The sequence below is a fragment of the Streptomyces fulvoviolaceus genome (genome assembly GCF_000718165.1).
In the GTDB taxonomy this organism is placed as follows: domain Bacteria; phylum Actinomycetota; class Actinomycetes; order Streptomycetales; family Streptomycetaceae; genus Streptomyces; species Streptomyces fulvoviolaceus.
Genome location: NZ_JOEY01000118.1, coordinates 1 through 7,073, shown reverse-complemented (window position 1 = coordinate 7,073; position 7,073 = coordinate 1). Strand labels below are relative to the sequence as shown.

At 68.3% G+C, this 7,073-nt stretch carries 10 protein-coding genes; 3 read left to right on the top strand and 7 right to left on the bottom strand.

Features of this window, described 5'->3' with window-relative positions:
• From IG08_RS0152710 to IG08_RS0152700, 3 genes are all read right to left on the bottom strand, one after another.
• Nucleotides 1–251 (bottom strand): DUF2637 domain-containing protein (locus tag IG08_RS0152710; RefSeq protein WP_158812417.1); only part of this gene is annotated, 251 nt, incomplete at its 3' end.
• Nucleotides 252–332: 81 nt separating this feature from the next.
• Nucleotides 333–1,220: a DUF3558 family protein gene (locus tag IG08_RS0152705; protein ID WP_078656148.1), complete on the bottom strand. Its 888-nt coding sequence runs from the start codon at nt 1,218–1,220 to the stop codon at nt 333–335.
• Nucleotides 1,221–1,338: 118 nt separating this feature from the next.
• Nucleotides 1,339–2,172 (bottom strand): hypothetical protein, encoded by an 834-nt coding sequence (locus IG08_RS0152700; protein WP_030621866.1) that lies wholly within the window; start codon nt 2,170–2,172, stop codon nt 1,339–1,341.
• Between the two features lie 206 nt (nt 2,173–2,378).
• Between IG08_RS0152700 and IG08_RS0152695 the strand changes: the two genes are divergently transcribed.
• The gene (locus tag IG08_RS0152695; protein ID WP_030621865.1) at nt 2,379–3,572 is read left to right on the top strand and encodes an RtcB family protein; all 1,194 of its coding nucleotides are present in this window, start codon (nt 2,379–2,381) and stop codon (nt 3,570–3,572) included.
• Between the two features lie 52 nt (nt 3,573–3,624).
• On the opposite strand, the gene IG08_RS0152690 is transcribed toward IG08_RS0152695, so the two are convergent.
• From IG08_RS0152690 to IG08_RS0152675, 4 genes are all read right to left on the bottom strand, one after another.
• Nucleotides 3,625–4,395, bottom strand: a complete 771-nt coding sequence (locus IG08_RS0152690) for a tyrosine-protein phosphatase (protein ID WP_043457628.1) — start codon at nt 4,393–4,395, stop codon at nt 3,625–3,627.
• Between the two features lie 38 nt (nt 4,396–4,433).
• On the bottom strand, nt 4,434–4,586 hold the full coding sequence (locus tag IG08_RS61040; RefSeq protein WP_199821145.1) for a hypothetical protein: 153 nt from the start codon (nt 4,584–4,586) through the stop codon (nt 4,434–4,436).
• The gene (locus IG08_RS0152680; protein ID WP_030621862.1) at nt 4,586–5,344 is read right to left on the bottom strand and encodes an SDR family NAD(P)-dependent oxidoreductase; all 759 of its coding nucleotides are present in this window, start codon (nt 5,342–5,344) and stop codon (nt 4,586–4,588) included. The genes IG08_RS61040 and IG08_RS0152680 overlap by 1 nt, the downstream gene beginning before the upstream one ends.
• Before the next feature lie 169 nt (nt 5,345–5,513).
• Nucleotides 5,514–5,846: a YnfA family protein gene (locus IG08_RS0152675; RefSeq protein ID WP_030621861.1), complete on the bottom strand. Its 333-nt coding sequence runs from the start codon at nt 5,844–5,846 to the stop codon at nt 5,514–5,516.
• Nucleotides 5,847–5,948: 102 nt separating this feature from the next.
• Here IG08_RS0152675 and IG08_RS0152670 point away from each other — a divergent pair, with 102 nt between their 5' ends.
• Both IG08_RS0152670 and IG08_RS0152665 read left to right on the top strand, forming a co-directional pair.
• Complete coding sequence (locus IG08_RS0152670) at nt 5,949–6,422, top strand: hypothetical protein (RefSeq protein ID WP_030621859.1); 474 nt, start codon at nt 5,949–5,951, stop codon at nt 6,420–6,422.
• A 71-nt stretch (nt 6,423–6,493) separates the two neighbouring features.
• Nucleotides 6,494–6,958: a MarR family winged helix-turn-helix transcriptional regulator gene (locus IG08_RS0152665; RefSeq protein ID WP_030621857.1), complete on the top strand. Its 465-nt coding sequence runs from the start codon at nt 6,494–6,496 to the stop codon at nt 6,956–6,958.
• Nucleotides 6,959–7,073 lie beyond the last annotated feature (115 nt).

The following is a 7,073-nucleotide window of genomic DNA, read 5'->3' as shown; positions in this document are numbered from 1 at the left end:
GTCTGGCGGAGCAGCGGGAACGGGATGCGGATCCACGTCAGAAGCAGGTCCAGGGCGAGCAGGACGCAGATGCCCGCGTCGATGCCGATCGGGAAGACGTAACTGAAGTTCCCGAAGCCCTTTTGGATGGCTAGTTCACGAACGGCCGCATAGGACCCCGCGAAGCCGATGCCGGCGATGACCACAGCGCCGGCCACGACCACGCCGATGAGAATGCGGTGCGTCCGAGTCAGCTGCATTGGCGCGGCCACCCGTAATCCCCTCCCCTTGCGTGTTGTTGCGCGCAACAGGGTGGCACATCTGTGCGGCGCACGGGTGGCCGGTACGTTCCGTCAGCTCTTCTTCGCAGTCGACTTGGACGGAGATGCCGACTTCGAGGTAGACGGCGAGGCGGACTTGGACGGCGACTTCGACGCGGACTTGGACGGTGTGGGGCTTGCCGAGCCCGCCGTCGAGCCATAGCCGTTGGCCTTCGACACCGAGGCCACGGCCTCCTTGGCGGCCTTCTCCGCGACCTTCGCCAGCGTGGCCGCGCTCGGGGTCTTCTCGCCGGCCAGACCCGCGCCGTTGTAGTCGAGGGTGATGACGACGTTCTCGATGCGCGTCACGACCGTCTGCTGCTTGAAGGAACCCTCCTTCTTCTTCAGGTCGTACGTCACCACCGTCGCCGCGTCACCCATCCCGGTGACCGGCTCCGACTTCGTGTTCTTCGCGCCGTCCACCGCCTGGACGTCCTGGACCTGCGAGTCGTAGTACGCCAGGGCCTGCTTCTCGCCCGAACCGCGCGAGGTGTCCGACTCGAAGCGCAGCAGCGAGACGTTCAGCCAGCGGAACTGGGAGCCCTTCACGCCGTTGTTGTCGAGACTGCTCCAGGAGCAGCTGGCGCGCGTCGACGCGTCCGAAGTGCCCTTCTTGCCGGACTTCGAGGCCTTCGGGACGAGCGAGCCCAGCGTCTTCTTCGACAACACCCCGCACGCTTCCGGAAGCGACTTGTACAGCGCCGCCTGCACCGTCGGTGACGCGCTCGCTGACGCCGAGGCCGAAGCGGCGCTGTTCGCGCCCTTGGTGCCGCCGTCACCGGAGTCGGAGTCCGAGGAGCAGCCAGCTGCGATCAGCATCACGGGGACTGCGGCCGCGCAGACAAGGACGCGGTTGAGGCGCTTTGCTCGCTGATCCAGCTGGTCTCGCTGTGCTCGTCGCTGCATGGTTCCTTCACTCATGACGCTCGTGGTTCCTGTCGTCGGCTCTGGTCCGAGGGGCCACGGTACGCGGTGAGGAAGCCGTGCGATCGTGCTTCACCCGCTTTGTGCGCGGGCGTGAGGGGGGTGTGAAGAGGCGCTAACCCGCCAGCGAGTCCGCCAGCTGAGAGGCCAGTTTCCGGGCCTTGTCCTGCATTCCCTTGCTGTCGGGGGCGACGCCGACCGTCGCCGGCTGCTCCACGTACTCGATCGTCACGATCACGTTGGACGTGCGGAACGCCACAGTCACCGTGCGCTGCTGAGCCGTCGAACCGGAGCTGCTCAACGCGTCGTCCAGGAAGGCCTCGTCACCGAGATCGTCGAGCAGACGGGGCTGAAGGTCCGACGGGGTCGCGGAGGGGGACGCGGAGCCGCTCGCGGAGGTGTTCGTGGACGCGGAGCCGCTCGGGGACGCCGAGTCGCTCGGGGACGCGGAGGAGCTCACCTCGACATCCGACGTGGCGCTCTCGCTCGAAGTCGCCACCGCCGGGAGGTCGGCGGCCGTCTCCTTCTCCGCGAAGAGCTGCTGCGCCTGTGTGGCGTCGCTGACCGTCGTGTCGTACGACACCACCCGCTCGAAGTCGATCGACAGGTGGTCGGTGGCGTCCGTGGACTCCACCTTCCAACCGCAGCCGACCTTGCGGTCCGTGTCGAACGTCTGCGTGGCCTCGCCGGCGTACGCCTGCTCCTTCTGTTCCGCGTCCGTGAGCTGCTTGATGCCGGGCAGGAGCGAGTCGAGGGTGCTGTGGCCGATCGCGCCGCAGGGCTCCGGGAGCGTGCGGTACTTGCCCGGTTCGGCCGCCGCGGTTGCCGTGCCGGCCTGGCCGGGGTTGGTGTTGTCCGTCGTGTCACCGCCGGACGAGCTGCCGGTGCAGCCGGCCAACAGCGCCGCGAGGAGGGCGGCGACGCCGGGTACATAGGCCTTCCGCTGCACGGTCGGGCTCCTCTCGACGGTGTGTGTCGGTGCCGGGTCCACCAGTGTCCCCGCAGGTTATTCGCTTGCCGCACGGGGGCGTCCCCTGGAGACAATGTGTATCGCACGCACTGCCGTGAACGCCGGTCCGTTGTCCCTTTCGTTGATCCTGGCGCCGGTTTTGCGATTTAAGACTTCTGTTGTGATTCCGGGGGAATGAGGACGATATGTCGTACGTGGAAATGCCGGGCGCGAAGGTCCCGATCCGCATGTGGACCGACCCGTCGACGGTCGAGGACGTCGCGCTGCAGCAGCTGCGGAACGTGGCGACCCTGCCGTGGATCAAGGGGCTGGCGGTCATGCCGGACGTCCACTACGGGAAGGGTGCGACGGTCGGGTCCGTCATCGCCATGCAGGGGGCTGTGTGCCCTGCGGCGGTGGGGGTGGACATCGGGTGCGGGATGTCGGCGGTGAAGACGTCGCTGACGGCGAATGATCTGCCGGGGGATCTGTCGAGGCTGCGGTCGAAGATCGAGCAGGCCATTCCGGTGGGACGGGGGATGCATGACTCCGCCGTTGAGCCGGGCCGGATGCACGGGTTCGCGACCGCGGGCTGGGACGACTTCTGGGGGCGGTTCGACGGAGTCGCGGACTCGGTCAAATTCCGTCAGGAGCGCGCCACGAAGCAGATGGGAACGCTCGGATCCGGGAATCACTTTGTAGAAGTGTGCATAAGTGATCAGGGTTCGGTCTGGCTCATGCTCCACTCCGGTTCCCGGAACATCGGCAAGGAGCTGGCGGAGCACCACATCGGCGTGGCCCAGAAGCTTCCGTACAACCAGGGTCTGATCGACCGCGATCTTGCGGTCTTCGTCGCGGACACCCCGCAGATGGCGGCCTACCAGAACGACCTCTACTGGGCTCAGGAGTACGCCAAGTACAACCGGTCGATCATGATGGCCCTCTTCAAGGACGTGATCCGCAAGGAGTTCAAGAAGGCCCGAGTCACCTTCGAACCCGAGGTGAGCTGCCATCACAACTACGTGAGCCGCGAGCGCTACGAGGGCATGGACCTGCTTGTCACGCGCAAGGGGGCGATCAGTGCGAGGGTTGGGGAGTACGGCATCATCCCGGGCTCGATGGGCACCGGTTCGTACATCGTGAAGGGTCTCGGGAACGAGAAGGCCTTCAACTCGGCCTCGCACGGGGCCGGTCGGCGTATGAGCCGCAACGCGGCCAAGCGGCGCTTCTCGACGAAGGACCTGGAGGAGCAGACGCGGGGCGTGGAGTGCCGTAAGGACTCCGGCGTCGTGGACGAGATCCCGGGCGCCTACAAGCCGATCGAGCAGGTCATCGATCAGCAGCGGGACCTCGTGGAGGTCGTGGCGAAGTTGAAGCAGGTCGTCTGCGTGAAGGGCTGACCCGCTGAGCTGTGACAGAGAGTCCTGGCCAAGGCAGGCCAGGACTCTTTGTTCACCCCTGTGGGTTACCTGCGCGCTGGGGTTCCAGGAGATTGGCGCGGAGAGTTGCGGACAGGGCTCCCGCGTCCAGGTCCAGGGCCTCGGTCACATAGCCCTCGATCGAGCCGTAGCGCCTCGTCAGGGCCTCCAGGAACAGGCGCATCGCCGAGGCCGGGGCTCGGCCGAAGGACGGCCAGGCCGGGGGGCGGCCGTCGTGGCGGGCGATCCAGTCCGCCAGCAGGGCGGGCGCGGCCAGTTCGGTGAGGGTGTAGTCCTCGATGATCGTCGAGGTCGGGACGTTCAGCAGACCCAGGACCAGTGCCGCCAATTGGCCTGTGCGGTCCTTGCCCGAGGCGCAGTGGAAGACCAGCGGGACGTTCGCATCGGCTGCCTGGGCTATCAGTTCCAGCGCGCGCCGGATCTCCTTCGTGCCGTCCTCAGCCACCTCCGTGTAGCGCTCCGCCAGGTACGGGCCGGGGTCGACGTCAGATGTCAACGCGGCCTGGTTGTACGGGCGGTGCTCGATGCTGAGGTTGTGGTAGGTGAAGGAGGGGTGGGAGGGGATGCGGCCGTGGCCGTCGGCCTCCCAGGGGTGGCGGAGGTCGATGACCGTGCGGATGCCGAGGGACAGGAAGTGGTCCCAGTCGGGCGTGTCCGGCCTCAACTTGCCCAGGGAGTCGGCGCGGTAGAGGTGGCCGGGGCGGACGCGGTGGCCGTCGGGTGTGGTGCAGCCGCCCAGGTCGCGGAAGTTGTGCAGGTCGGAGAAGGGTACGTGTCTGTCCACGGAGGGGACCCTAGGTGGTGGCCGGGGCCCGACGCCTGCTATTTCGGGGCGTGCGTCACCGCGTAGATCATGACGAACGCGACGATGTGGATGCCGAAGAGGAAGTAGCCGAGCCACCACCACATGTAGCGCTCGTTCTTCTTCTCCTGCTTGAGGCGGCGCTCTTCTCCGTCGTCGCTGTTCGTTTCCATCACAGCTCCCTGTGGACCTTCGTGTTCGAGGCCTGGGCGCGGGGGCGGATGACCATGAGGTCGATGTTGACGTGGCTGGGGCGGGTCACGGCCCAGTTGATGGTGTCCGCCACGTCGTCGGCGGTGAGGGGTTCGGCGACGCCCTGGTAGACCTTTTCCGCCTTGTCCTGGTCGCCACCGAAGCGGGTCAGCGCGAACTCGTCCGTCTTGACCATGCCGGGGGCGATCTCGATGACGCGGACCGGGGTGCCGACGATCTCCAGGCGGAGGGTCTCGGCGAGGACGTGGGTGCCGTGCTTGGCGGCGACGTAGCCCGCGCCGCCCTCGTAGGTGCCGTGGCCTGCGGTGGAGGAGACGACCACCACCGTGCCGTCGCCGCTCGCGGTCAGTGCGGGGAGCAGGGCCTGGGTGACGTTCAGCGTGCCGATGACGTTCGTCTCGTACATCTGGCGCCAGTCGGCCGGGTCGCCGGTCGCGACCGGGTCGGCGCCCAGGGCTCCGCCCGCGTTGTTGACCAGGACGCCGATCGTCTTGAAGGCGGTGGCGAACTCGTCGACCGCCGCGCGGTCGGTGACGTCCAGGGCGTAGGCCGCCGCCTGGTGGCCCGCCGCGATGATCTCCTCCGCCAGCGCCTCGATACGGTCCTTGCGGCGGGCGGTCAGGACGACGCGGTAGCCGGACGCGGCGAGCTGCCGTGCGGTGGCTTCGCCGATTCCGCTGCTTGCACCCGTGACGATCGCTATGCGGGACGGGGCCATGGGGTTGCTCCTCGGCGGGGTTCAGTGTGCGGCCTTGATGTGGCAAGTCTAGGCGCCGTGGAGGGTGCGGAATGGGGCGGCTGCAGGCCGGTGGGGGCTGGTCGCGCCCACGCGGCGGAGCCGCATATCGATACGGTCCCGCGCCCCTTCTGGGTTGGTGATGGCACCCTTAGTTTCTTGGGGCCCACATGATCACCGCCATGCCCGCGAGGCAGATCAGCGCTCCCGTGATGTCCCAGCGGTCCGGGCGGTAGCCGTCGGCGACCATGCCCCAGAGGATCGAGCCGGCCACGAAGATGCCGCCGTACGCGGCGAGGATGCGGCCGAAGTGGGCGTCGGGCTGGAAGGTGGCGACGAAGCCGTAGGCGCCGAGGGCCAGGACGCCGCCGGTCATCCACAGCCAGCCGCGGTGTTCGCGTACGCCCTGCCAGACCAGCCAGGCGCCGCCGATCTCGAAGAGGGCGGCGAGGACGAAGAGGGCGGCTGAGCGGGCGACGAGCATGCCCGCAGCCTGCCACGGGTGCTGTCACCTGATGGACGGCGCCTGTCGTGCGCTCCGCGTGGGATACATCCGTACGACCACGTGGAGTGAGGAGTGGGCGATATGCGGGTTCATCTGGTGTGCGTCACGGTGGGCGTCGCGGCCCTGGTGGCGGTCGGTGGCACGGCTCCGGTGGCCGGGGCCATGCCCGGTCCCGAGGCCGATCTGGCGTATCACGGGTCCGCGGCCATGGCCTCGGGGCGGGTCGATGTGCGGTTCACTCCGCGCAACCACGGTCCGGCCGCCGTGCCGGACGCGACGGTACGGCTGCGCTGGTCGGAGCCGCTCGCGAACCGGCAGGTGCTGCCGGGCGGGTGTGCGCGGTCGGGCGTACGGGTGGTGCTGTGCCGGGTCGGGGCGCTGGCCGCGGACGATGTGGGGGAGCCCGTCGAGCTGCTGGTGCGGCTGCGGGGTGTGCCGTCGGAGGTGCTGCTGGACATCGACACGGTGTGGAGCGGCGGGGCGGTGGACCGGAACCGGCACAACGACCGGCAGCGGGTGCTGGTGCTGGACACCGGGGACGCGTACTTCTTCTGACGGGCCTCGTCCGTTGCGTCGAACGATCTCTGCGCGGCGCAGAGGAAACAGGGCTGTGAGAGGGCGGACGTATGGCACGTGAGCGACTGCTGGAGGAGTTGTTCACTGTCTCCCGCCGCCATATGGCGGCATACGCCCTCTTCAACCAGGCCGTCGCCGACCACCTCGGGCTGCATCCGACGGATCTGCAGTGCCTCAACCTGCTGACGCTGGAGAGCGGGCCGGTCACGACCGGGCGGATCGCCGCGCTGACCGGGCTGACCACCGGGTCGGCGACGCGGCTGGTGGACCGGCTGGAGCGGGCCGGGTACGTCGTGCGGGAGCGGGACGCGGCCGACCGGCGGAAGGTGCTGGTGGTGACCGTGCCGGAGAAGGCCGCCGAGTTCGGGCGGGTGTGGGACCGGCTGGGCGCCGGGTGGCCGGCCCTCTTCGGCGATCTCGACGATGCCCAACTCGCCCTGATCGCCGAGTACATGAGGCGTACGGCGGAGTTCAGCGCGGCGCAGGTCGCTCGGCTGCGTGCGGGCGAGATATAGAGCTCTAGAGGTCCAGGGGCCTAGGCGCTGTTTCTCGGATCATGTGCGGAGCCAGATGATGAGGGCTGCAAGGGTGACGGTGCCGAGGTAGGTGTAGGCCCGTTTCTCGTAGCGG

Coding starts and splice junctions, on each gene's coding strand:
- IG08_RS0152705 (WP_078656148.1), bottom strand. CDS start 1,220: ATGAGTGAAGGAACCATGCAGCGACGAGCACAGCGAGACCAGCTGGAT.
- IG08_RS0152695 (WP_030621865.1), top strand. CDS start 2,379: ATGTCGTACGTGGAAATGCCGGGCGCGAAGGTCCCGATCCGCATGTGG.
- IG08_RS61040 (WP_199821145.1), bottom strand. CDS start 4,586: ATGGAAACGAACAGCGACGACGGAGAAGAGCGCCGCCTCAAGCAGGAG.
- IG08_RS0152680 (WP_030621862.1), bottom strand. CDS start 5,344: ATGGCCCCGTCCCGCATAGCGATCGTCACGGGTGCAAGCAGCGGAATC.
- IG08_RS0152675 (WP_030621861.1), bottom strand. CDS start 5,846: ATGCTCGTCGCCCGCTCAGCCGCCCTCTTCGTCCTCGCCGCCCTCTTC.
- IG08_RS0152670 (WP_030621859.1), top strand. CDS start 5,949: ATGCGGGTTCATCTGGTGTGCGTCACGGTGGGCGTCGCGGCCCTGGTG.
- IG08_RS0152665 (WP_030621857.1), top strand. CDS start 6,494: ATGGCACGTGAGCGACTGCTGGAGGAGTTGTTCACTGTCTCCCGCCGC.